This window comes from Pantoea sp. AN62 (assembly GCF_050432985.1).
Lineage (GTDB): Bacteria > Pseudomonadota > Gammaproteobacteria > Enterobacterales > Enterobacteriaceae > Pantoea > Pantoea brenneri.
Window position 1 is genome coordinate 22,756 of sequence record NZ_JBNPYB010000009.1, and the last position, 20,783, is coordinate 43,538.

Annotated in this window: 21 protein-coding genes; 3 read left to right on the plus strand and 18 right to left on the minus strand. The window is 56.8% G+C overall.

Going from position 1 to position 20,783, the window contains the following annotated elements:
• Positions 1-205: 205 nt before the first annotated feature.
• From rpoS to cysG, 13 genes are all read right to left on the minus strand, one after another.
• Positions 206-1,198 carry an RNA polymerase sigma factor RpoS gene (gene rpoS / locus FHW04_RS11905; RefSeq protein WP_031374757.1) on the minus strand — a complete coding sequence of 331 codons (993 nt, stop codon included), beginning with the start codon at positions 1,196-1,198 and terminating at the stop codon, positions 206-208.
• A gap of 56 nt (positions 1,199-1,254) precedes the next feature.
• Positions 1,255-2,355 (minus strand): murein hydrolase activator NlpD, encoded by a 1,101-nt coding sequence (gene nlpD, locus FHW04_RS11910; RefSeq protein ID WP_031374756.1) that lies wholly within the window; start codon positions 2,353-2,355, stop codon positions 1,255-1,257.
• A gap of 162 nt (positions 2,356-2,517) precedes the next feature.
• On the minus strand, positions 2,518-3,144 hold the full coding sequence (locus FHW04_RS11915; protein ID WP_031374755.1) for a protein-L-isoaspartate(D-aspartate) O-methyltransferase: 627 nt from the start codon (positions 3,142-3,144) through the stop codon (positions 2,518-2,520).
• Positions 3,138-3,899, minus strand: coding sequence for a 5'/3'-nucleotidase SurE (gene surE, locus FHW04_RS11920; protein WP_031374754.1), 762 nt, complete (start codon positions 3,897-3,899; stop codon positions 3,138-3,140). Before surE ends, FHW04_RS11915 begins: the two co-directional genes overlap by 7 nt.
• A 191-nt stretch (positions 3,900-4,090) precedes the next feature.
• Positions 4,091-5,131, minus strand: coding sequence for a tRNA pseudouridine(13) synthase TruD (truD, locus tag FHW04_RS11925; RefSeq protein WP_094106380.1), 1,041 nt, complete (start codon positions 5,129-5,131; stop codon positions 4,091-4,093).
• Entirely contained in the window at positions 5,128-5,610 is a 483-nt protein-coding gene (ispF, locus tag FHW04_RS11930; RefSeq protein ID WP_031374752.1) for a 2-C-methyl-D-erythritol 2,4-cyclodiphosphate synthase, read from the minus strand. Before ispF ends, truD begins: the two co-directional genes overlap by 4 nt.
• Positions 5,610-6,326: a 2-C-methyl-D-erythritol 4-phosphate cytidylyltransferase gene (gene ispD / locus FHW04_RS11935; RefSeq protein ID WP_069728897.1), complete on the minus strand. Its 717-nt coding sequence runs from the start codon at positions 6,324-6,326 to the stop codon at positions 5,610-5,612. Before ispD ends, ispF begins: the two co-directional genes overlap by 1 nt.
• 3 nt (positions 6,327-6,329) lie before the next feature.
• Positions 6,330-6,647, minus strand: coding sequence for a cell division protein FtsB (gene ftsB, locus FHW04_RS11940; RefSeq protein WP_031374750.1), 318 nt, complete (start codon positions 6,645-6,647; stop codon positions 6,330-6,332).
• Between the two features lie 178 nt (positions 6,648-6,825).
• Entirely contained in the window at positions 6,826-7,146 is a 321-nt protein-coding gene (locus tag FHW04_RS11945; RefSeq protein ID WP_089561191.1) for a DUF3561 family protein, read from the minus strand.
• Between the two features lie 54 nt (positions 7,147-7,200).
• Positions 7,201-7,806, minus strand: coding sequence for an adenylyl-sulfate kinase (gene cysC / locus FHW04_RS11950; protein ID WP_031374748.1), 606 nt, complete (start codon positions 7,804-7,806; stop codon positions 7,201-7,203).
• Positions 7,806-9,233 (minus strand): sulfate adenylyltransferase subunit CysN, encoded by a 1,428-nt coding sequence (gene cysN, locus FHW04_RS11955; protein ID WP_031374747.1) that lies wholly within the window; start codon positions 9,231-9,233, stop codon positions 7,806-7,808. Before cysN ends, cysC begins: the two co-directional genes overlap by 1 nt.
• A gap of 11 nt (positions 9,234-9,244) precedes the next feature.
• Complete coding sequence (gene cysD, locus FHW04_RS11960; RefSeq protein WP_031374746.1) at positions 9,245-10,153, minus strand: sulfate adenylyltransferase subunit CysD; 909 nt, start codon at positions 10,151-10,153, stop codon at positions 9,245-9,247.
• A gap of 9 nt (positions 10,154-10,162) precedes the next feature.
• Positions 10,163-11,578 (minus strand): siroheme synthase CysG, encoded by a 1,416-nt coding sequence (cysG, locus tag FHW04_RS11965; RefSeq protein WP_046289599.1) that lies wholly within the window; start codon positions 11,576-11,578, stop codon positions 10,163-10,165.
• 376 nt (positions 11,579-11,954) lie between these two features.
• Here cysG and FHW04_RS11970 point away from each other — a divergent pair, with 376 nt between their 5' ends.
• Both FHW04_RS11970 and FHW04_RS11975 read left to right on the plus strand, forming a co-directional pair.
• Positions 11,955-12,968: an aminopeptidase gene (locus FHW04_RS11970; RefSeq protein WP_031374743.1), complete on the plus strand. Its 1,014-nt coding sequence runs from the start codon at positions 11,955-11,957 to the stop codon at positions 12,966-12,968.
• A 9-nt stretch (positions 12,969-12,977) separates the two neighbouring features.
• The gene (locus FHW04_RS11975) at positions 12,978-13,262 is read left to right on the plus strand and encodes a YciI family protein (protein ID WP_089561192.1); all 285 of its coding nucleotides are present in this window, start codon (positions 12,978-12,980) and stop codon (positions 13,260-13,262) included.
• Positions 13,263-13,313: 51 nt separating this feature from the next.
• Here the strand turns inward: FHW04_RS11975 and FHW04_RS11980 are convergent, their stop codons facing one another.
• The 3 genes from FHW04_RS11980 to cysJ are packed head-to-tail and all read right to left on the minus strand — an operon-like array spanning position 13,314 to position 17,574.
• Positions 13,314-14,048 carry a phosphoadenylyl-sulfate reductase gene (locus tag FHW04_RS11980; protein WP_046289598.1) on the minus strand — a complete coding sequence of 245 codons (735 nt, stop codon included), beginning with the start codon at positions 14,046-14,048 and terminating at the stop codon, positions 13,314-13,316.
• Entirely contained in the window at positions 14,045-15,766 is a 1,722-nt protein-coding gene (gene cysI / locus FHW04_RS11985; RefSeq protein WP_031374741.1) for an assimilatory sulfite reductase (NADPH) hemoprotein subunit, read from the minus strand. The genes FHW04_RS11980 and cysI overlap by 4 nt, the downstream gene beginning before the upstream one ends.
• Positions 15,766-17,574 carry an NADPH-dependent assimilatory sulfite reductase flavoprotein subunit gene (cysJ, locus tag FHW04_RS11990; protein WP_089561193.1) on the minus strand — a complete coding sequence of 603 codons (1,809 nt, stop codon included), beginning with the start codon at positions 17,572-17,574 and terminating at the stop codon, positions 15,766-15,768. Before cysJ ends, cysI begins: the two co-directional genes overlap by 1 nt.
• A gap of 299 nt (positions 17,575-17,873) precedes the next feature.
• On the opposite strand from cysJ, the gene queD reads away from it, so the two are divergent.
• Positions 17,874-18,233, plus strand: a complete 360-nt coding sequence (gene queD, locus FHW04_RS11995) for a 6-carboxytetrahydropterin synthase QueD (RefSeq protein ID WP_069728893.1) — start codon at positions 17,874-17,876, stop codon at positions 18,231-18,233.
• 132 nt (positions 18,234-18,365) lie between these two features.
• On the opposite strand, the gene queE is transcribed toward queD, so the two are convergent.
• Positions 18,366-19,037, minus strand: a complete 672-nt coding sequence (gene queE / locus FHW04_RS12000) for a 7-carboxy-7-deazaguanine synthase QueE (RefSeq protein WP_089561260.1) — start codon at positions 19,035-19,037, stop codon at positions 18,366-18,368.
• Between the two features lie 418 nt (positions 19,038-19,455).
• Entirely contained in the window at positions 19,456-20,751 is a 1,296-nt protein-coding gene (gene eno / locus FHW04_RS12005) for a phosphopyruvate hydratase (protein ID WP_069728892.1), read from the minus strand.
• Positions 20,752-20,783: the final 32 nt, after the last annotated feature.

Consider the following 20,783-nt stretch of genomic DNA (forward strand, 5'->3'; position numbering starts at 1 on the left):
ACACAAATCGCTTATCGACTGGCAAAACATTTTTCTGCAGGTCAATCAGTTCTCTGTGAACAAATCACCTATCTGCACGCAAATCAGCTCCCTGAATGCAAATCACCTTTCACCCGGCAAATCACCTTTCTGCAGGCATAAAAAAAGCGGTGGTTTTCACCACCGCTTTTTAGATTCACACCTGAATCAGAGACTCACGACGCGATTATTCCCGAAAAAGTGCTTCGATGTTGAGGCCCTGCGCCTGCAGGATTTCGCGCAGACGACGCAAACCTTCAACCTGAATCTGACGGACACGCTCACGGGTTAAACCGATTTCACGGCCCACATCTTCAAGCGTTGCCGCTTCATAGCCTAACAGGCCAAAACGACGTGCCAGCACTTCACGCTGCTTGGCGTTCAGTTCGAACAGCCATTTGACGATGCTTTGTTTCATGTCATCGTCTTGCGTGGTGTCTTCCGGACCGTTGTCTTTCTCATCGGCCAGAATATCCAGCAGCGCTTTTTCAGAATCACCGCCTAACGGCGTATCGACTGACGTAATGCGTTCGTTGAGACGCAACATACGGCTTACGTCATCAACCGGTTTATCCAGCTGCTCTGCGATCTCTTCCGCGCTTGGCTCATGGTCAAGCTTGTGGGAGAGTTCACGCGCAGTACGCAGATAAACATTCAGTTCTTTAACAATATGAATCGGCAGACGAATGGTACGGGTTTGATTCATGATCGCCCGTTCAATAGTCTGACGAATCCACCAGGTAGCATAAGTTGAGAAACGGAACCCGCGCTCCGGGTCAAACTTCTCAACGGCACGAATCAGGCCGAGGTTACCTTCTTCAATCAGGTCCAGCAGGGCTAAACCACGATTGCTGTAACGACGGGCAATCTTCACTACCAGGCGTAAGTTACTTTCGATCATGCGGCGGCGGGAAGGAATGTCACCTCGCAATGCACGGCGAGCAAACAGCACTTCTTCCTCGGCCGTTAACAACGGAGAATAGCCAATCTCCCCGAGATAGAGCTGCGTCGCATCTAATACACGCTGCGTCGCACCCTGGGACAACAACTCTTCTTCCGCTACGTCGTTATCACCAGGTTCGTTTTCGACGAGAGCCTTCTCATCAAAAACCTCAGCTCCATTCTCCTCGAATTCCGCGTTCTCATGTAACTCGTTTACTTTCAGCGTATTCTGGCTCATAAGCGGCTCCTACCCGTGATTCCAGGGCAGAACATCAAAAGGTGCGTTCTGCCGGATTATCGCTGCGGTAAATAACGCAACGGGTTTACGGATTTCCCCTTGTAACGAATTTCAAAGTGTAATCTTACTGAACTGGTTCCGGTGCTACCCATGGTCGCGATCTTCTGCCCCGCCTTAACTTCCTGTTGTTCCCGGACCAGCATTGTATCGTTATGGGCGTAAGCACTCAGATAATCATCATTGTGTTTAATGATGATCAGATTACCGTAACCCCGGAGTGCGTTACCTGCGTAAACCACCCTTCCTGAAGCGGTGGCGACGACAGACTGTCCGCGCGTTCCGGCGATATCGATACCCTTGTTGCCCCCTTCGGCGGCAGAGAAGTTATCGATAATCTTACCATCGGTCGGCCAACGCCAGCTTCCTACCGGCGTAGAGCTATTGGTTGTGCTGCTGACCGTTGGCGGTGCGGTAACCACTGGAGCTGTTGTCGATGCAACATTTGCTCCTTTCGAAGGCAGCAGTTTACTGCCGCCCGAACTACCCGAATCATCAGAATACGTAATAACAGGTTGCTGTGCAACAGCGGCAGATTTAATTTGTGGCGCGGTCGGGACGCCGCCCTGCGTTGCATCAGCAACGGTAATGGCATTGCCACCGGTAATCGGCTGGCCGGAACCGTTGCCGATCTGCAAAGTTTGCCCGACATTCAGGCTGTAAGGCGCAGGAACGTTGTTACGCTGGGCTAAATCACGGAAATCGTTGCCGGTAATCCAGGCGATGTAAAACAACGTGTCGCCGCGTTTTACGGTATATGTTTCACCGGAGTAGCTACCTTTAGGAATATTCTGATAACTGCGGTTGTACACAATTCGGCCGTTTTGCGTCTCAACATTATTATTGGTACTAATCATTCCACCACTGCTGGGCGCAGATGCTGCATTTCCGCTTAACATTCCTCCCTGCCCCGGCATAGTGGGAACACCGCCTGAGGCGCTTGCCGCGCCACTCTGGCTGCTGTTCATGCCGCCACCATCACCAACGCGGCTAATGGGTGCTTGTGTGTTGTCGCTGGAGCTACAGCCTGCCAGCCAAAAACCTACCAGTGAAAGCGCCGCCAGACGGCGTAACTGAAAAATTGTGCTTCCCGTGCTCATTGATCCCCCGTGATGGCAACCCTGATGTACCTGTTTCACTGTACTTGCCAGCAGAATACTCTGCACGGCGCGATAAAATATGCGTTTTCGTTGATTAAAATGGATAGTAACAATATCAAGTACGTGGTGCCATGAAACAGTTGTGAAGAAATACGAAGCGGGTCAGGCGAGATCGCCCTGAACCAGCGGCACAAACCGCACCGGCTCAATCGTCTCTTCAATAATTTCTTCGCCCTGACGACGCAGACGTTTCAGCACCTGCTGGTCTTCACCAACTGGCAGCACCATAATGCCGCCTTCTGCCAGTTGCGCTATCAGCGCAATCGGAATTTCAGGCGGGGCGGCGGTGACGATGATGGCGTCGAACGGCCCGCGTGACGGCCAGCCCTGCCAGCCATCGCCATGTCGGGTCGAGACATTATGCAGATCGAGCTGCTTCAGTCGGCGCTTGGCCTGCCACTGCAACCCTTTGATGCGCTCAACCGAATACACATGATCCACCAGATGGGCAAGAATCGCGGTCTGATAGCCGGAACCGGTGCCGATTTCCAGCACCCGTGAATGCGGATTCAGCGCCAGCAGCGCCGTCATTCGCGCCACCATATAAGGTTGCGAGATGGTCTGGCCGGAGCCGATCGGCAGAGCCACATTATCCCAGGCCTTGTGTTCAAAAGCCTCGTCGATAAAACGTTCACGTGGCACATCGCTGATGGCTTTCAGCAGGTTTTCATCATCAATCCCCTGCTGACGCAGCTGTGACAGCAATGTCTCAATACGCCGATTCACCATGCCAGATTCACCTCAGCTTTAGCCAGCCAGTCATTCAGCACATCCTGCGCGCTGTGCGCGGTCAAATCGACATGCAGAGCCGTGATCGAAACATAGCCCTGATCAACCGCGGCAAAGTCGGTATCCGGGCCTGCATCCAGTTTCTCACCCGGCGGGCCAATCCAGTAAAGCGTATTGCCGCGCGGATCCTGCTGGGCGATCACCTGATCGGCAGGATGCCGGCTACCACAACGCGTAACGCGGATGCCCTTCAGCTCGGCCAGCGGCAGATCCGGCACGTTGATGTTAAGAATGCGGCCAGTGCGCAGCGGTTGCTGAGTCAGGGCCTTAAGGATAGCGCAGGTGACCGCTGCCGCAGTGGCATAGTGCTGGTGGCCATTAAGCGATACCGCGACGGCGGGTAAGCCAAGATGACGCCCTTCCATCGCCGCCGCCACCGTGCCGGAGTAGATCACATCATCGCCCAGGTTAGGACCGGCGTTGATACCGGATACCACGATGTCGGGACGCGGCTGCATCAGCGCGTTGACGCCCAGATAGACGCAATCTGTCGGGGTGCCCATCTGCACCGCAATATCGCCATTCTCATGAGTAAAGGTGCGCAGCGGCGTTTCCAGGGTTAAGGAGTTCGAGGCACCGCTTCGGTTACGATCGGGCGCGACGACCTGCACGTCAGCAAAGTGCCGCAGGGCTTTCGCCAGCGTTTGAATACCTGGCGCATGAATGCCGTCATCGTTGCTGAGCAATATCCGCATTTTGTTCTGACCTTTTTTTATTCGACTGGTCGCCGTGACTGGACCCGTTTGAACTGCATGGCAACAGGTGAAGACCGGACAGCGATTTTTGCATTCTAGCGAGGCACGCAACGAAGTGGTAGGCGTAAATCATACTACTGCGGGGGTTTGCCGCAACAATACCCACAATCGGGGTAATGTTGCAGCAGGGATTACTCGTCAATATTATCAAGCGCATCGGCGTGGGTGAGCAGTTCTCTCACCACGCTGGTGGCAAAGCTACCCGCAGGCAGCCAGAAAGCCAGTTCCAGCGTCGCCTCATCACACCAGTTCCAGTGCAAATCCCGCGGCACCACCAGCATCGCCCGGCGGGCGGCATCGACACGTTCGCGCGTCATCAGACTCAGCAAGGTGGTGGCATCAGCCAGCGCCTGCTGTTCAAAAGCCAGCGCATCGGCCTGTGGCCCGGCTTCACCATCGCCGGGCAACGGAGCGGTAATGCGCAGCTCGTGCTGATCGACGCGTGTTTGTAAGGATACAAGTTCATCGGGCTGGGCGACGAACCAGCTGCCGCGACCGGTAAGCTGCAGCGCATCACCGTTCATCACCTGGCTGAGACTACCCTGCTGTTGCAGGCGCGCGCTGGTGACCTGATTAAACAGTGCACTGCGCGCAGATGACAGCAGCAGGCTGCGCTTATTCCGGTCGCGCACCATAATCTCATTGCGCGCCCACTTCTCCGCCATGATCAGATTGTTGCCGTTGCGGCCAAAACGCTGCTCGCCAAAATAGTTCGGCACGCCAGCATCGCGTATCTGCGCCAGCCGGGCTTCCGCCGCCTGCCGATCGCTGATCTGGCGAATGACCAGACGGAAAGCATTGCCCGCCAGCGCACCGATGCGCAGCTTACGCTTGTGGCGCACCGCCTGCAGAATCTCTACCCCTTCCAGTGCAAAACCGCGCAGATCCGGCATCGCATTGCCCGGCAGGCGAAAACAGAGCGTCTGCTCGGTAACCGCATGCCGATCTTTCATGCCGGCGTAGCTCATATCACGCGGGTGAATGCCGAGGTATTTGGCCAGCGCTTCAGCGACAAAGCGGGTATTGGCACCCACTTTGCGGATGCGCACCAGCAGATGCTCGCCTTCCCCATCCGCGCCATAGCCGAGATCCTCAACCACCACAAAATCTTCTGGCTTAGCTTTGATTACGCCGGTAACAGCAGGCGCACCGTGCAGATAATGCAGCATCACTGGCTGTCGGCTTTGAGCAGCAGGGCCACCGCCTCACAGGCGATCCCTTCGCCACGACCGGTAAAACCAAGCTTTTCGGTGGTAGTGGCTTTTACGTTGACCGCATCCATATGGCAGCCGAGATCTTCAGCGATATTGATGCGCATTTGCGGCACGTGTGGCAGCATTTTCGGCGCCTGGGCAATCAGGGTGACATCGACGTTGCCGATGCGGTAGCCTTTGGCTTCAATACGTCGCCAGGCTTCACGCAGCAGGCCGCGGCTGTCTGCGCCTTTGAAGGCGGGATCGGTATCCGGGAACAGCTTCCCGATATCACCCATTGCCACCGCGCCTAACAGCGCGTCAGTCAGCGCATGCAGCGCCACGTCGCCATCAGAATGGGCGATAAAACCGTGTTCAAACGGGATTCGCACGCCGCCAATCACCAGCGGACCCTCGCCACCGAAGGCGTGAACGTCAAAACCGTGACCGATACGCATCATGCGCTCTCCTTTAATTGAATCTGACTCAGATAAAAAGCCGCCAGCGCCAGATCTTCTGGCCGGGTGACTTTGATGTTATCGCTGCGTCCGCTCACCAGCTCCGGATGGTAGCCGCAGTACTCCAGCGCCGACGCCTCATCCGTGATGGTCGCGCCTTCATTCAGCGCGCGCGTCAGGCAGGCGGTGAGCAATGCATGCGGGAAAAATTGCGGGGTTAAGGCGTGCCACAGATCCTCGCGCTCCACGGTATGGGCGATGGCCGCTTTGCCCGGCTCGCCCCGCTTCATGGTGTCGCGCACCGGGGCAGCGAGAATCCCGCCAACGTGGCTCTGATGCCGCACGTTTAGCAGACGCTGAAGATCGTCCGGATGGAGGCAGGGGCGCGCCGCATCGTGCACCAGCACCCAGGCGGAGCCTTTCGCTGCCTGCAGTCCGGCCAGTACCGATTCAGCGCGCGTCTCTCCGCCGATGACCCGCACCACACGCGGATCGCGTGCCAGCGGCAACGCGGCAAAATGCTGGTCATCGGGACTCAGGGCGACAATCACCAGTTTGATAGCGGGATGGGAAAACAGGCGTGCAATGCTGTGTTCCAGAAGGGTGTGCTGACCAATCGTCAGATACTGTTTAGGACAGGTTGCCTGCATCCGGCTGCCGATCCCGGCAGCGGGCACCACGGCAATCACATCCGCAAGGGAGGACAGATTGTTCATGTTTTATCGTTGTTGGTTAAGCGCTGCTTGTTGCGCGTTGCGTTTGTTCTGGTCAGGCACCAGGCGATAGAAGGTTTCACCAGGCCTAATCATGCCCAATTCATTGCGTGCGCGTTCCTCGATCGCTTCAGAGCCGCCATTGAGATCGTCAATTTCGGCAAACAGTTGATCGTTACGCGATTTAAGTTTGGCGTTATTCGCCTGTTGCACCGCGACGTCATCGTTGACGCGCGTATAGTCATGGATGCCATTTTTTCCCAGCCACAATGAATATTGCAGCCAGCCAAGCAGCACCAATAGCAGTAACGTCAGTTTTCCCATCCCGCCCCCTAAAAACGGCCCAATCATCCCATAACTTTGCGCAGGACTCCACACCAGCGGCGAAAATGGCGCGCTTTGCTGCGCGTCTGCGCAAAATATGAATCAGTGGGGTAAACCAGGCGGGAAAAGTTTTGTAACCTGCCGATGCGTTTGCACATCAGCGTGGCGGCAATGGCGGTTACCAGCCGGAGAGAAAGGCGAACATTAACCAGAACAGGCAAATCACCAGAATCACCGTGGCGAGTGTGGTCCACAGCAGTTGTCCACGCAGTAAGGTGTTAAGCGCGATACCCATCAGCACCGATACCGGCAGCAGCGCAAGGAAGAACGGCCAGGTGTAGAGAAAGAAAAACAAGGTGTTAGAGCCGTACAACAGGAACGGTATGGCCAGGGCGCACCAGTAAGCAACAAAGCCGATGATGCCGCCCGGCAGTGATGAGTGCGGCTCATCCCGGGTGCGTTCATCTTTGCGAGCCAGCATGGGGGTAATGTTTTGCATAGGGGTCCTGTTGACGCGAAGGCGGCAAATCAGCTTCGATTTGCCGCTGTCTGTTCAGGATCTGATGATATCGCGGTCACGCAGCAGGTCTAACAATTGGGCGGCAAGTTTTGTAACCAATTGTTCGCCCTCAAGCTGGATATCCGGGCTTTCTGGCGCCTCGTATACGCTATCGATACCGGTGAAATTACGCAGTTCACCAGCGCGTGCTTTGCGATAGAGTCCCTTGGGATCGCGCGCTTCGCATACCGCCAGCGGCGTATCGACAAACACCTCAATAAACTGGCCCGGTTCCAGCAGATCGCGCACCATCTGACGCTCAGCGCGGTGCGGCGAAATAAAGGCGGTCAGCACCACCAGTCCGGCGTCCACCATCAGTTTCGCCACTTCGCCGACCCGACGAATGTTCTCTTTGCGATCGTCATCGCTGAAGCCGAGATCGCGGCACAGCCCGTGACGCACATTGTCGCCATCCAGCAGGTAGGTGCTGACGCCAATGCGATGCAGCGCCTGCTCCAGCGCGCCCGCCACGGTTGATTTTCCCGAGCCAGACAGCCCGGTAAACCACAGCACCACGCCCTGATGGCCATGCTGCTGTTCACGTGCGGCGCGGGTCACCGGATGGTCATGCCACACCACATTATCATCGTGGCCGGCCATTATTGACCGCCCAGCAGATCGCGCGCGTTCCAGTGTGGGAAATGACGGCGCACCAGCGCATTCAGTTCCAGCTCGAAGGCGCTGAACTGTCCCTGATGGGTCGGCGCATCCTGTTTCGGCTGATGGATCATGCCGGCACCCACGGTGACGTTGCTCAGGCGATCGATAAAGATCATGCCGCCGGTCACCGGGTTCTGTTGATAGCTGTCGAGCACCATCGGCTCATCAAAGGTCATCTCAATCAGGCCAATGCCGTTGAGCGGCAGCGAATCGACATGGCGCGTTTCCAGCGAGTTGATCTCCACCTGATGCAGCACTTTCTCAACCCGGCCACGCGCTTTTTTGCCGGCGATTTTCACGTCGTAGCTCTGGCCAGCCTGCAACGGCTGCTCTGCCATCCAGACCACATCCACGCTGGCGGACTGGACGGCACTCAGCTCAGCGCTGGCATCCACCAGCAGATCGCCACGGCTGATATCAATCTCATCCTGCAGCACCAGCGTAATCGCTTCACCGGCCCCGGCTTCCTGCAGATCGCCATCAAAGGTCACAATGCGGGCAATGCTGGATTCGACACCAGATGGCAGCACTTTGACCCGCTGTCCAACCTGCACGCTGCCCGACGCCAGCGTACCGGCATAGCCACGGAAATCGAGGTTCGGACGGTTAACGTACTGGACCGGGAAACGCATCGGCTGATGATCCACCACCCGCTTCAGTTCAACCGTCTCCAGCACGTCAAGCAACGTCGGGCCGCTGTACCATGGCATAGTCTGGCTGGCTGACGCCACGTTATCCCCTTCCAGCGCCGACATCGGCACAAAGCGAATATCGAGATCTTCCGGCAGCTGGGCAGCAAAATCGAGGTAATCCTGTTTGATTTGCTCGAAGATATCCTGTTTGTAATCCACCAGGTCCATCTTGTTGATCGCCACCACCAGGTGTTTGATGCCCAGCAGCGTCGAGATAAAGCTGTGACGACGGGTCTGATCCAGCACCCCTTTACGCGCATCAATCAGCAGGATCGCCAGATCGCAGGTTGACGCGCCGGTCGCCATGTTACGGGTGTACTGCTCGTGGCCCGGAGTATCGGCAATGATAAACTTGCGCTTTTCGGTAGAGAAATAGCGATAGGCCACATCAATGGTGATGCCCTGTTCCCGCTCCGCCTGCAGACCGTCTACCAGCAGCGCCAGATCGAGCTTTTCGCCCTGGGTGCCGTGACGCTTACTGTCGTTATGCAGCGAAGAGAGCTGATCTTCATAGATCTGACGGGTGTCATGCAGCAGGCGTCCAATCAGGGTACTTTTGCCATCATCGACGCTGCCGCAGGTGAGAAAACGCAGCAGGCTCTTGTGTTGTTGTGCGGTCAGCCAGGCTTCAACGCCGCCCTGGTCGGCAATCTGTTGTGCAATTACGGTATTCATCTGGCGTCTCCTTAGAAATAACCCTGACGTTTTTTCAGTTCCATCGAACCGGACTGATCGCGGTCGATCACCCGACCCTGACGCTCACTGGTGGTGGAGACCAGCATCTCTTCAATGATCTCCGGCAGCGTCTGCGCCTCAGATTCCACCGCGCCGGTCAGCGGCCAGCAGCCGAGAGTACGGAAACGCACCATGCGCTGTTTGATCACTTCACCCGGCTGCAGGTTGATACGATCGTCATCGATCATCATCAGCATGCCATCGCGTTCCAGTACCGGACGCGGTGCGGCGAGGTAAAGCGGCACGATCTCAATGTTTTCCAGGAAGATGTACTGCCAGATATCCAGTTCAGTCCAGTTCGACAGCGGGAAAACGCGGATGCTTTCGCCCTTGTTGATCTGGCCGTTGTAGTTGTGCCACAGCTCCGGACGCTGGTTTTTAGGGTCCCAGCGATGGAAGCGGTCACGGAACGAGTAGATACGCTCTTTAGCGCGCGACTTCTCTTCATCACGACGTGCGCCACCGAAAGCAGCATCAAAACCGTATTTGTTCAGCGCCTGCTTCAGCCCTTCGGTTTTCATGATGTCGGTATGTTTGGCGCTGCCGTGCACAAACGGGTTAATGCCCATCGCCACCCCTTCCGGGTTGCGGTGAACCAGCAGCTCCGCGCCCATCGCTTTGACGGTGCGATCGCGAAATTCGTACATTTCGCGGAATTTCCAGCCGGTGTCCACATGCAGCAGCGGGAACGGCAGCGTGCCAGGATAAAAGGCTTTACGCGCCAGGTGCAGCATCACTGAGGAGTCTTTACCGATTGAGTACATCATCACCGGGTTGCTGAACTCCGCCGCCACTTCGCGAATGATGTGGATACTCTCCGCCTCCAGCTGACGCAGATGAGTGAGTCGTTTTTGGTCCATGATTTTCCCTCAAGCCAGATTGACAACGGCGGACTCGCGAGCCCCCTGCTGTGCCGAATGTTGAAACCAGGCGAGTTGCCCGTGCAAATTGACCACTTCTCCGATCACCAGCAGTGCCGGAGTGGGTGCCGAGGCGGCCAGCGCCTCGAGTTGTTCTAAGGTACCGGTCACTACCTGTTGATCCTGACGGGTGCCGCGGCTGATCACCGCCACCGGCGTCGACGGCGCGCGGCCGTGCTGAATCAGCGCTTCGCTAATCAGCGCCGCCTTCACCGTGCCCATATAGATCGCCAGCGTCTGACGCGCACGCGCCAGCGACGGCCAGTCAATGTCGTCACCATCCGGACGACAATGACCGGTAATAAACATCACGCTCTGCGCGTAATCGCGGTGAGTCAGCGGAATACCGGCGTAAGCGGTGGCTCCGGCGGCGGCGGTGACGCCCGGCACCACCTGGAACGGAATGCCAGCCTGCTGTGCCGCCTGCAGCTCTTCGCCGCCGCGGCCAAAGATAAACGGATCGCCCCCCTTGAGGCGCACAACCCGCTTGCCCTGCAGCGCCAGCTTAACCAGCATCTGATTGGTCTCTTCCTGCGGCACCGAATGCGCACCCGCCCGTTTACCGACGCAGATGCGATCTGCATCGCGGCGAACCAGCTCCAGCACCTCGTCACTGACCAGATGGTCATACAGCACCACATCGGCCAGTTGCATCACCTGAAGGCCACGCAGCGTCAGCAGACCGCTGTCGCCCGGACCGGCCCCCACCAGAATAATTTCACCCTGTCGGCCTGGTTCATCGAGCAGCTCACGGTCCAGCGTGCGTTTCGCCTCATCCACATTGCCAGCCGACATCTGGCTGGCAAACAGGCCGTTGAATGCCCGCTCCCAGAAACGGCGGCGGTCAGACATGCGGTGAAAACGCTGTTTAACTTTGTCACGCCACTGTCCGGCCACCTCAGCCATCTGGCCGAGGTTAGCGGGCAGTAGCGTCTCCAGTTTTTCACGCAGCATACGCGCCAGCACCGGCGCAGTGCCGCTGGAGGAGATCGCGACCACCAGCGGTGAGCGGTCAACAATCGAGGGGAAGATAAAGCTGCATTTCGGTTGATCGTCCACCACGTTCACCAGCTTCTGGCGCGCGTTGGCAGCCTCGAAGACCGCCGCGTTGAGGGCATTGTCATCGGTGGCGGCGATCACCAGGAACACGCCGTCGAGCTGGGCAGGATCAAACGCGGTCGCCAGCCACTCCAGCTGCTGCGTCTCGAGCAGCGCCTGCAGTTCAGGGCAGAGTTCGCGCGCGGCAATCTGCACGCGCGCACGCGCACGACGCAGCAGTTCAATTTTTCGCGCTGCGATATCTCCACCGCCGACAACCAGAACCGGGCGGCCAGAGAGATCGGCAAAAAGGGGCAGATAGTCCACGTTAACCTTAGTGTTGTAACTTTGCGTTAACGCGACTATACGTCCCTGAGTTTATCCAGATGAAATTACGAATTGGAATGAGTAGTTACCGAATGGAATAACGGCCCCGCTAAGCACAGAACAATTTGATCTTAACGACGGATAATTAATGGGTTATCCGTGACCGTGCTCACAGATTATCGGCTGGCGGAAGCCGCAAAAAACCGGCTGTCCTCCATCAAAAACAGACAATGGCCAGCCGAAGCGCCGTTCGCTACGCCAGCCGGCCTGATTCTGTCGATAGTGCACCGCAGCAAAAAGGCTATAATAGCGCCCGGCATGACGGGCCCGGTGCAGCATGCCGGACCGGTATCTGAAAAATGAAAAAGGATGCACTATGTTTTCTTCCCTCCGATTGAGGGCGGCGGCGGTTTTAATTGGCGCGCTAATTTCCCCGCTGGCACTTGCCAGCCAGCCCGGCCACTTTGCCGAACAGCAGGTTCGCCACATCGCCACCTGGTTCCCTGGCCGGATGACCGGCAGTCCAGCCGAACTGATGGCGGCCGACTATCTGCAACAGCAATTTACCGCACTCGGTTTCAAGACCAATACCCGGCAGTTCAACACCGGCTATAACTGGCAGGAAAACGACGGCAAGTTACGCTGGCGTAAGCTGACGGCGACCTCGGTGATTGCGGCCCGCGCCGGCAGTGAACCGCAGGAGATTCTGATCGTCGCGCATCTGGATACCTGGACGCCGCACAACAGCAGTCAGACTAACCAGAACCTCGGCGGCCTTCGCCTGCAGGGGGTGGATGATAACGCCTCAGGCCTCGGCGTGATGCTGGAACTGGCGCAACAGCTCAGTCAGCGACCACTGCACTACGGCGTGCGCTTCGTGGCGCTCAGTGCCGGTGAGGCGGAGATGCACGGTATGGACGATTACGTTGAACGGATGAGCGCCAGAGAGAAGAAGAACACCCTGCTGGTGATCGATCTCAACAGCCTGATTACCGGCGATCACCTCTATTTCAATAGCGGAATGAATACGCCACGAGCGGTACGCAAGCAGACCAGCGAACGCGCCCTACTACTGGCGCGCCAGCACGGCATTTCTGCCGCCAGTCATCAGTTAAACCGCAAGGATGCCGACGGCCTGAACGCCTTTGATAAAGCGGGCTTTCCGCTGCTTGACGTGACGGCCAGCAACTGGACGCTGGGCAACCAGGACGGGGCGCAGCAGCGTCATCGCAGCAGCCATTTTCCTGAGGGTACCACCCGACATCAGACCGATCGGGATAACCTCAGTTACCTCGACCGCTGGCTGCCCGGCCGGATTACCGTCCGCACCCGCGACAGCGTTAACGTTTTGCTGCCGCTGCTGAGTGAGCTCACTAACCCTAAAGTCTAAGGAACGGTTATGTACGTCGTGTCTCTCGATTATTTTCGTCCGATGGAAGAAGTAGAAGCGTTGCTGGCAGCGCATATTGCATGGCTGGATCGCTATTTTGATGCTGGAGCAGTGATCGCAGCGGGACGTAAAGATCCGCGGACCGGCGGGTTACTGCTGGTAAAAGAGATGCCGCGCGAGCAGCTGGATGCGCTGCTGGCGGAAGATCCGTTTGTTGCGGTGGCGCACTACACGGTGACCCGCGTGAACGTTACGCGGGCGGCGACCGAGTTTGCGGGCCTGAAAGGTCTGTAAACAACCGGCTTCTCTGGCGGCATAACCGCAGAGAAGCCGGACACAAAACCATTACCCTTCGTGCAGACCGCACTCGCGCTTGAGGCCGAAAAAGCGCGTCTCTTCTTCTGCCATCCCGGGCTCCCATTTGCGGGTAGTGTGGGTATCGCCGACCGACAGATAGCCTTGATCCCACAGCGGATGGTATTTCAGATTGTGCTGCTGCAGGTACTGATGAATCTGGCGGTTATCCCAGTCGATGATCGGCAGCAGCTTAAACACCCCGCGCTGCACGCCGAGCACCGGCAGATTGGCCCGGCTGCCGGATTGATCGCGACGAAGGCCAGCAAACCAGGTCTGCGCACCGAGCGTTTCCAGTGCGCGATTCATCGGTTCCACTTTATTGATGTCGTTGTACTTCTCAATTCCCTCAACGCCCTGCTCCCACAGCTTGCCGTAGCGCGCTTCCTGCCAGGCCGGTGAGGTCTCAGCACGGAACACCTTGAGGTTAAGATTGAGCTGGTCTGCCAGCTCATCAATAAAGCGATAGGTTTCCGGGAACAGGTAGCCGGTATCGGTGAGGATCACCGGGATATCGGGCTGCTGACGCGTCACCATATGCAGTGACACCGCCGCCTGAATGCCGAAGCTGGAGGAGAGCACATAGGCGCCCGGCAGATTCTCCAGCGCCCAGCTCACACGCGCTTCAGCAGACGACTTCTCCAGCTGCGCATTGGTGGCCGCCAGCGCCATCGCGCGCTGGACTTTGGACATTTCATTCAGTGCTGCGAGGTCAATCTGACTCATTTTGCCTCCTCCCAGAAATCGCGCGCCGGGTCCAGCACAGGCGCAACGATGCCCGCGCGGATCACGAAGTCACCAAAGCCTTCAGCGGCATGGCGCTCTTTGGCCCAGCGTCCCACCAGTTCATCAATGGTGGCGAGAATTTCGTTTTCGTTAATGTTTTCACGGTACATCCGCGGAATGCGTGTGCCGATGCGATTGCCGCCGATATGCAGGTTGTAGCGGCCTGGCGCTTTGCCAACCAGACCGAGTTCAGCCAGCATGGCACGGCCGCAGCCGTTGGGACAACCGGTAACGCGTAACACTATGTGCTCATCACCCACGCCGTGACCGTGCATGATCGCTTCGACTTTGGTCACGAAGGCAGGCAGGAAGCGTTCAGCTTCAGCCATCGCCAGCGGACAGGTCGGGAACGCGACGCAGGCCATTGAGTTCTCACGTTGCGCCGAGACGTTTTCCATCAGCCCATGCGCACGGGCAATCGCTTCAATCTTCGCTTTCTCGCTTTCCGGCACGCCCGCCACAATCAGGTTCTGGTTGGCCGTCAGGCGGAAATCGCCCTGGTGGATTTTGGCAATCTCGGCCACACCGCTTTTCAGCGGACGGTCGGGATAGTCCAGCAGACGACCATTCTCAATAAACAGCGTCAGGTGCCATTTATTGTCGATGCCTTTAATCCAGCCAATCCGATCGCCACGGGTAGTGAATTCGTATGGACGAATCGGTTCAAAGGTGACGCCAGCCCGCTTCTCCACTTCCGCTTTGAAGGTATCAACGCCGACGCGTTCCAGGGTGTATTTGGTTTTGGCATTCTTACGATCGGTGCGGTTACCCCAGTCGCGCTGGGTGGTCACCACCGCTTCGGCCACATCAAGGATCTTCTCCAGCGGGAAATAACCAAACTCGCTGGCGGTACGGGCGTAAGTGGCTTTGTTACCGTGCTCAATCGACAGTCCACCACCGACCAGCAGGTTGAAGCCCACCAGCTTGCCCTTCTCGGCCACGGCGATGAAGTTAAGATCGTTGGCGTGCAGATCCACATCGTTATGCGGCGGGATCACCACGGTAGTTTTAAATTTACGCGGCAGATAGGTCTCACCGAGGATCGGTTCTTCATCGGTGGTAGCGACTTTCTCCTGATCCCACCAGATCTCAGCGTAGGCACGGGTCCGCGGCAGCAGGTGCTCAGAGAGTTTTTTCGCCCACTCGTACGCTTCCTGATGCAGTTCCGACTCCACCGGGTTAGAGGTGCAAAGCACGTTGCGGTTAACGTCGTTGGCGGTTGCCAGCGCATCCAGTCCGACTTCATGCAGCATCTGGTGAGTCGGTTTAACGTTCTTTTTCAGAATGCCGTGAAACTGGAAGGTCTGACGGTTGGTCAGACGGATGCTGCCATACAGGGTCTTCTCGCTGGCAAACTTGTCGATCGCCAGCCACTGCGTTGGGGTAATAATCCCGCCCGGCAGACGGCAGCGCAGCATCATCGCATGACGCGGCTCAAGCTTCTGCTCAGCACGCTCGGCACGAATATCGCGGTCGTCCTGCTGGTACATACCGTGAAAACGGATCAGCAGGAAGTTGTCGCCGGTAAAGCCGCCGGTCAGGCCCTCTTCGAGATCTTCACGAATGGTGCCGCGCAGATAGTTACTCTGCTTCTTCAGGCGCTCAGCGTCGGCTAATTTGCCTTCTACAACCAGCGGTCCAGGGTGTTTTTCGCTCATTAGTAAACGTCTCGCTGATAACGGCGCTCAATGCGCAGCTCACTTAAAAATTCGTCGGCCGCTTCACGATCCATTCCGCCGTGCTCGACCACCACATCCAGTAATGCCTGCTCAACGTCCTTCGCCATGCGATTCGCATCGCCGCAGACGTAAAGGTGCGCGCCTTCCTGCATCCAGCGCCACACTTCCGCTCCGTTGGCGCGGATCTTATCCTGTACGTACACCTTCTCTGCCTGATCGCGTGACCAGGCCAGATCGATTCGGGTCAGCAGACCCTCTTTCACATATTTCTGCCACTCCACCTGATAGAGGAAATCATCGGTGAAGTGTGGATTGCCAAAGAACAGCCAGTTTTTGCCGCTGGCACCGTCGTTTTCGCGCTGCTGCATAAAGGCGCGGAACGGCGCGATGCCGGTGCCTGGTCCAATCATGATCACCGGTGCGTCCGGGTTAGCGGGCAGGCGGAAATTATCGTTGTGCTCGATAAACACCCGCACTTCGCCCTCTTCTTCGACCCGATCGGCCAGCCAGGTTGAGGCGCCGCCGCCGCGCTGGCGACCTTCAATATCAAAGCGTACTGCACCGACGGTGATATGCACTTCAGTATCGGTTTCCGCCTGCGAAGAAGCGATGGAGTAGAGCCGCGGCGTCAGGGGACGCAGTAGTGAGGTCAGCTGCGCTGCACTCAGTTCCGCCGGCGCCAGCCGGATCATGTCAACAATCGGATAGCGCTGCGCATACTGTTGCAGCCGGGCTTTATCATCGACCAGCGCCAGCAGCTCGGCATCACGCGACAGCTGGGCATACTGCGCGACGATCTGCGCCGTATTAACCGTCAGCTCAAAATGTTTTTGCAGCGCTTCGGCCAGCGGCAGGGTCGCGCCCTGTACCTCAACCGGCTCGTCCCCTTTCAGCCAGACCAGTTCCAGCAGTTCGCTGACCAGGGCGCTATCGTTTTCATACCAGACACCCAGCGCATCGCCGGGCTGGTAGCGCAGACCTGACTCACCAAGATCGATTTCGATGTGGCGGACATCTTTGTCAGAATCGCGACCGGTAATTTTCTGGTTCACCGCCAGCGTGGCGCTGAGCGGCGCCTCTTTGGTGTACGGGCTGGTAGTGACTTCATTGACGCTGCCCGCGGCAGTGGCGGCGGCCTGCGTCGGTGATTCGGTCGGCACGCGCTGCTTTAAAATCTCTGTCAGCGCACTGCGCCAGGCCGTGGCCTGATCGGCATACTCAACGTCAGCATCCACCCGATCCAGCAACCGCTCTGCGCCCAGTTCCGCCAGCCGGCTGTCAAAATCTTTGCCTGCTTTGCTGAAAAACTCATAAGAGGTGTCGCCCAGGCCAAACACCGCAAACGCGGTGCCATCCATTTTCGGGGCCTTTTTCGACATCAGGAACTTATGCAGCGCCACCGCCTCTTCCGGCGGCTCCCCTTCACCCTGGGTGGAGGTCACCACGACCAGCAGCTTTTCCTGACCGATTTGTTTGAATTTATAATCGCCGGCATTCACCAGGTTTACATTCAGTCTGGCTGCCTGCAGGTCATCACGCAACTGTTCAGCCAGGCGGCGGGCATTGCCGGTTTGCGAAGCCGAGAGCAACGTAATCGCTGGCGCTTCTGCTGCGGCCGGTGCCGGGGCGCTGGCCACTGCGTTACCCGGGGTCTGTTCTACCCTGCCCCAGAAATAACCTGACAGCCACGCCAGCTGGGTGGGGGAATAATCGGTCGTCGCCGCCTGTAAGCGAGCGAGTTGTTCCGGGGAGAGCGGAAGCAGTGAACCTGGTGCCTGAGTCGTCATCGCGTTAAAAATTCCAGTATCAGAAGTCCGGACCGTAAAATGGCGGAAGAGTGCGTAGGTTACCGGCCCGTATATTAACGATTAAATACACCTTCGACATATCAAATAACCAAAATGACTAAATGGTTTTCCTGGTAGGATTAATCGGCAAAAGTGGTAAGTAAAGCGGCGATATATCAGTTAATTAGCTGGGACCGGGGAAGGAAATGGGCCACAACGCGGGCGCATTGTGTGATCTGAGTGCGAAAAATACGGTTATCAGGTAGAATTTAGCGGTTTTTTAATGTCTGAGAACCACTATGTCTACCACTTTATTTAAAGAGTTCCAGTTCGAAGCCGCACACCATTTACCTAACGTGCCGGCCGGACACAAATGCGGTCGTCTGCACGGTCATTCCTTCCTGGTTCGTCTGGAGATTACCGGCGAAGTGGATGCGCACACCGGTTGGGTGATCGACTTTGCCGAATTGAAAGCGGCGTTTAAGCCGGTCTACGATCGTCTCGACCACTACTATCTCAATGATATTCCTGGGCTGGAAAACCCGACCAGCGAAGTGCTCGCAAAATGGATTTGGGATCAGATGAAGCCTCGCCTGCCGCTGCTCAGCGCAGTGATGATCAAAGAGACCTGTACTGCCGGTTGCGTCTACCGCGGTTAACGCTGTCGGATCGAACCCTTCGATCCGGCGCTGCTGCTCCCCTGATTCCCCGAAACGGTTAACTCACCTGCGGACCGCACGCCTGCCCGGTCACCCCATGGCTGAGGTGCCGCTGCCTACCGCCCGCTTCTGTCAGGCGATATTGAGATATTTGTGGGTTTGCATCGACAAACGCCAGTTGCGCGCAATGCAGGTCTCGATGCAGAGTCGGGTCGCTTCATCTTTGCGGCTGATCGGCTGTAAGGCAATGATGCGCGATTTCGCGTCATCAAGGCTGGCCAGCAGCGCATCCAGTGCCTCGATATCACGCTGGCGCGCCACCGGATGTTTGATTTCATCGGCCCGAACCAGCGCCTGCGGCAGCACATCGTAGCCGCCACGCATATTAACCTTGGGTGAAACCGTCACCCAGGTCTGTTCAGAACAGCGGATCTCATGGGTGCCGCTGGTCTCTATCTGGCACTGGAAGCCGTGCTGCTCCAGCACCGTGGTTAACGGACGCAGATCGTAAATCGCCGGTTCACCGCCGGTGATCACCACATGGCGCGCGGTCCAGCCCTGCTGCTGGATGGCGTTCAGCAAGGTTGCCGCATCGGCATCGCCCCAGGCATCACTTTCCACGGTTTTAATTAAAATATCGCCCAGCGACGTTTCCCGATCCGCCCGCTTTTCCCAGGTATGTTTAGTATCACACCAGCTACAGCCCACCGGACATCCCTGTAAGCGGATGAAGATGGCGGGTACGCCGGTATAAAAACCTTCGCCCTGTAGCGTCTGGAACATTTCGTTAATCGGGTATTGCATTACGGACTCGCTTGAAAAAAACAGGGCGCTGATTATGGCAGATTTGCCGCGCAGCTCAACCACGCGTTGTGCCTTTTCTCCGCGCCGGACAAAAGCTAAAACGTCACAAAGAGAGACTTCAGACGGCTAACAGGCTCAAAAGGTGGATGGCAAGGATCGAATAACAAAGCGTCCCGCGCAAAGGACAAAAATGTCGGGAGCGTTTTTGAACAACGCAAAGCGTTGGCCCGGTAACGGGCGCACCTCAGGGATGAGGTGCGTAATCGCGCGGGCCGAGCCGGCAGGGATGACGCTTTTGCGTCTTTGCGATCGGGCCTTGCCATCCGCGTCCGCACACCGCCACCAACAAAAAAGCCCCGCACAAGGCGGGGCTTCAGAGGCCGATAATGTCACTTAACGCGACATCAACGCACAGTCATTACTGACCTTTAACTTCTTTCAGACCGTTGAATGGCGCTTTAGAACCCAGCGCTTCTTCGATACGGATCAGCTGGTTGTACTTAGCAACACGGTCAGAACGGCTCATTGAACCGGTTTTGATCTGGCCCGCTGCAGTACCTACCGCCAGGTCAGCGATGGTTGCATCTTCGGTTTCGCCTGAACGGTGAGAGATCACGGCAGTGTAGCCCGCGTCTTTCGCCATTTTGATCGCTGCCAGCGTTTCGGTCAGAGAACCGATCTGGTTGAATTTGATCAGAATGGAGTTAGCGATACCTTTTTCGATACCTTCTTTCAGGATTTTGGTGTTGGTCACGAACAGGTCATCACCCACCAGCTGGATTTTGTCGCCCAGAACTTTAGTCTGATACGCGAAGCCATCCCAGTCAGATTCGTCCAGGCCATCTTCGATAGAGACGATCGGATACTGCTTAGTCAGATCTTCCAGGAAGTGGGTGAACTCTTCTGAAGTAAAGGCTTTACCGCCTTCACCGGCCAGCACGTATTTGCCATCTTTGTAGAATTCAGAGGCCGCACAGTCCATCGCCAGCGTGATGTCTTTGCCCAGCTCGTAGCCTGCTGCTTTTACCGCTTCAGCAATAACGGCCAGCGCTTCAGCGTTGGAACCCAGGTTTGGCGCATAGCCACCTTCGTCACCTACCGCAGTGCTCATGCCTTTGCTTTTCAGCACTTTCGCCAGGTTATGGAATACTTCAGAACCCATACGGATCGCTTCTTTCACGTTTGAAGCGCCAACCGGCTGAATCATGAATTCCTGGATATCAACGTTGTTGTCGGCATGCTCGCCGCCGTTGATGATGTTCATCATTGGCAGTGGCATAGAATATTTGCCTGGGGTGCCGTTCAGTTCAGCGATGTGCTCATACAGTGGCTGACCTTTAGAGGCTGCCGCCGCTTTCGCCGCCGCCAGTGACACGGCCAGAATGGCGTTAGCACCGAAGTTGGATTTGTTCTCAGTACCGTCCAGGTCGATCATGATTTTATCGATGTTCGCCTGATCTTTCGCGTCTTTGCCTTTTACCGCTTCAGCAATCGGGCCGTTTACCGCAGCAACAGCTTTGGTCACGCCTTTGCCCAGGAAACGAGATTTGTCACCGTCACGCAGTTCCAGTGCTTCGCGTGAACCAGTAGAAGCTCCTGATGGCGCTGCTGCCAGACCAACGAAACCGCCTTCCAGATGCACTTCTGCTTCAACAGTCGGGTTACCACGTGAGTCGATAATTTCGCGACCGATGACTTTTACGATTTTGGACATTACGTTTTTCCTCAGTACAAGTTAGTCAATCC

Bases quoted from the DNA above. Each gene is read 5' to 3' on its own strand.
- rpoS (WP_031374757.1), bottom strand. From the start codon at position 1,198: ATGAGCCAGAATACGCTGAAAGTAAACGAGTTACATGAGAACGCGGAA.
- nlpD (WP_031374756.1), bottom strand. From the start codon at position 2,355: ATGAGCACGGGAAGCACAATTTTTCAGTTACGCCGTCTGGCGGCGCTT.
- FHW04_RS11915 (WP_031374755.1), bottom strand. From the start codon at position 3,144: ATGGTGAATCGGCGTATTGAGACATTGCTGTCACAGCTGCGTCAGCAG.
- surE (WP_031374754.1), bottom strand. From the start codon at position 3,899: ATGCGGATATTGCTCAGCAACGATGACGGCATTCATGCGCCAGGTATT.
- ispF (WP_031374752.1), bottom strand. From the start codon at position 5,610: ATGCGTATCGGTCACGGTTTTGACGTTCACGCCTTCGGTGGCGAGGGT.
- ispD (WP_069728897.1), bottom strand. From the start codon at position 6,326: ATGAACAATCTGTCCTCCCTTGCGGATGTGATTGCCGTGGTGCCCGCT.
- ftsB (WP_031374750.1), bottom strand. From the start codon at position 6,647: ATGGGAAAACTGACGTTACTGCTATTGGTGCTGCTTGGCTGGCTGCAA.
- FHW04_RS11945 (WP_089561191.1), bottom strand. From the start codon at position 7,146: ATGCAAAACATTACCCCCATGCTGGCTCGCAAAGATGAACGCACCCGG.
- cysC (WP_031374748.1), bottom strand. From the start codon at position 7,806: ATGGCCGGCCACGATGATAATGTGGTGTGGCATGACCATCCGGTGACC.
- cysN (WP_031374747.1), bottom strand. From the start codon at position 9,233: ATGAATACCGTAATTGCACAACAGATTGCCGACCAGGGCGGCGTTGAA.
- cysD (WP_031374746.1), bottom strand. From the start codon at position 10,153: ATGGACCAAAAACGACTCACTCATCTGCGTCAGCTGGAGGCGGAGAGT.
- FHW04_RS11970 (WP_031374743.1), top strand. From the start codon at position 11,955: ATGTTTTCTTCCCTCCGATTGAGGGCGGCGGCGGTTTTAATTGGCGCG.
- FHW04_RS11975 (WP_089561192.1), top strand. From the start codon at position 12,978: ATGTACGTCGTGTCTCTCGATTATTTTCGTCCGATGGAAGAAGTAGAA.
- FHW04_RS11980 (WP_046289598.1), bottom strand. From the start codon at position 14,048: ATGAGTCAGATTGACCTCGCAGCACTGAATGAAATGTCCAAAGTCCAG.
- cysI (WP_031374741.1), bottom strand. From the start codon at position 15,766: ATGAGCGAAAAACACCCTGGACCGCTGGTTGTAGAAGGCAAATTAGCC.
- cysJ (WP_089561193.1), bottom strand. From the start codon at position 17,574: ATGACGACTCAGGCACCAGGTTCACTGCTTCCGCTCTCCCCGGAACAA.
- queD (WP_069728893.1), top strand. From the start codon at position 17,874: ATGTCTACCACTTTATTTAAAGAGTTCCAGTTCGAAGCCGCACACCAT.
- queE (WP_089561260.1), bottom strand. From the start codon at position 19,037: ATGCAATACCCGATTAACGAAATGTTCCAGACGCTACAGGGCGAAGGT.
- eno (WP_069728892.1), bottom strand. From the start codon at position 20,751: ATGTCCAAAATCGTAAAAGTCATCGGTCGCGAAATTATCGACTCACGT.